Annotated in this window: 1 protein-coding gene; it reads right to left on the bottom strand. The window is 62.6% G+C overall.

Annotated features, from left to right (window positions below; translation table 11 throughout):
* Window positions 1-234: 234 nt before the first annotated feature.
* A complete protein-coding gene (gene ltrA / locus WBB85_RS22490; RefSeq protein ID WP_432640797.1) occupies window positions 235-1503 on the bottom strand; it encodes a group II intron reverse transcriptase/maturase in 1269 nt (422 codons plus the stop codon).
* Window positions 1504-2273 lie beyond the last annotated feature (770 nt).

Genomic DNA, 2273 nt, shown 5'->3' with positions numbered 1-2273 from the left:
CGCCGGATCGCTGCAGCGCTCGCGCAACACCTCGGATCGGCCATGACGGTCATTTTTATACATTGGCGGACCTCGGTCCATCCGGCGTTGACGAGGCGACCTTGCCCGCCGATGATGTCCGGAGCTGGGGGTGGAACAGCCGCCGCTGGCGAGCGCGTGATGGGTGCTGATGTCGAGTCGCCCGAGGGAATCTCACCCCCGGGCGCTCCCAGAACCGTGCATGACCCTCTCGAGTCACACGGCTCCCGATGTTCGGCCGTTCCCATGACATAGCGGCCAATGGGCGAAGAGCCTCGGCGTCTTCCGGCGAAGCCGGTCGAACCAGTCCCTGCCGCCCTTGGTTTGGTGCACCATCCGCTTGTACTTGCGACGGGCCCACCTGATGACATAGGCGTCGATCCGTTTCAGCGTCGGACGCAACTGCGTCCGGTAGAAGTGGCTGTAGTAGCTGATCCAGCCACGGATGACGGGATTGTACATCCGGGCCAGGTCTTCCAGGGATTTGTCACTGCGGTGGTGCAGCGCCCATCGCCGGATCTCCCGGCCGATGCGCGTTTGCGCCTTCGGGCTGACCGCCGGCAGGAAGCTGTGTGCGAAGACCTCTTTGCCCTTCACGACCCACCTCACCTTCCGGGCACGGAATTGAAAGCCCAGGAAATCGAAGTGGATGCTTGGGTAATCGCCCTTTCGCGCCACATCCTTGCAATAGACGATACGCGTCTTCTCGGGATGCAGTTCCAGCTTGCATTCGGCCAGTCGGGCTTTGAGCGCGTCCTGCAGGAACCGCGCTTGTGCCTCGCTTCGACAATGACAGAGCGCATCGTCGGCATACCGCTCGAACGGAATGTGCGGAAACTTCTCCGTCATCCACGTGTCGAACGCATGATGCAGGAACAGGTTCGCCAGCAGTGGTGAAATCACCCCGCCCTGTGGCGTGCCCGTCGTGCGCGCGACGATCGAGCCGTCCTCCATCTGCACGGGCGCCTTCAGCCAACGCTCGATGTAGAGCAGCACCCACGGTGAGTTCGTATGACGTCGAACGGCCGCGAGCGTCAGCTTCCAATCAAGGCTGTCAAAGAAACCCTTGATGTCGAGATCAAGAACCCAGTCGAAGCGCCAGCAGCGCTCGCGAGCCTTGGCCACGGCATCAATCGCAGACTTGCCCTTCCGGTAGCCATAGGAATCGGCGTGGAACGCCGGCTCCAGGTTCGGCTCCAGCGCGCGCCGGACGACCTCCTGGGCGATGCGGTCGGCAACCGTCGGAATACCCAACGGTCGCGTCCCGCCACTCGCCTTCGGAATATCAACGCGGCGCACCGGAGGAGGAAAATAGCTCCCTGACGACAGGCGGTTCCAGAGCTTGTAGAGGTTCGCCGAAAGGTTGGCCTCGAAGTCTGCAATCGACTGTCCGTCCACTCCAGCCGCCCCCTGGTTGGCCTTCACACGATTGAAAGCTTCCCAGACCTCACGCTTGGCGATTCTGAACGGCTTTGCCTGATCCACGGGCTCCTCCCGCTCTGCCAGAAGCACGCCTCCGACAGGATGGTTGGCCCGCAGGCCAGGCTGAACAACGCAGCCCCTTCGCTCCAGCCCCATTACAGGGCCTTCGTCACTACTACGGGCTGCTCCGTCCCTGTGCGCCGCATCGGTACTCTCGCCCTCGCGGTTGCAGCCGCTTGCGGCTTCTCCCTTCGGACTGACCATCAACGCCGGCCAGCACGACGGCACACAGGTTCTCACGTTCCCAACAAGAGCCTGATCGAGGCTCGCGCCGCCTACACGCCGGATGCCGCTCGGTCCGTCTCAGGACATCGCCCGAGCTTATCCCGCAGGAAGGGTCACCCCGCGGTTCTGACATCGCCTAATACGCTTTCGACGCTTCTGCAGCGGTTCGCTTGCGCTCGCCTTCCTCGATCTTGCCGGCCGGACTTCAGTCCGAACCTTGACTGCAACGCTCACCACCACGGCTCTTGACCGCAGCAGCTTGCAGTGGCTTGAGCTCAGCTCCTGATCGCCGAGCCCGAAGGGCCCTCCTTCATCTCTCGTTGAGTTGCGCATCCCGGTGTGGACCCGCAATGCTCGTGACACACGACCCAGAACGGACCAGCGTTCTTGGATCTTACCTTGAGGACCTTGTCCGCCAATCTAGTCACGTCCCACCTCGCATACCTCGAGGCGGAACGCCTGCATGGGGTCCTCGAGCGCCATGATGTGATTGAGGGCGAACTCGTAGAGTGGACCGCGCTCGGATTGCGCCGGCGAATAGGGAAAGG

This window comes from Albidovulum sp. (assembly GCF_049646345.1).
Taxonomy (GTDB): Bacteria; Pseudomonadota; Alphaproteobacteria; order Rhodobacterales; family Rhodobacteraceae; genus Albidovulum.
This window is presented reverse-complemented; position numbering and strand designations above follow the sequence as displayed.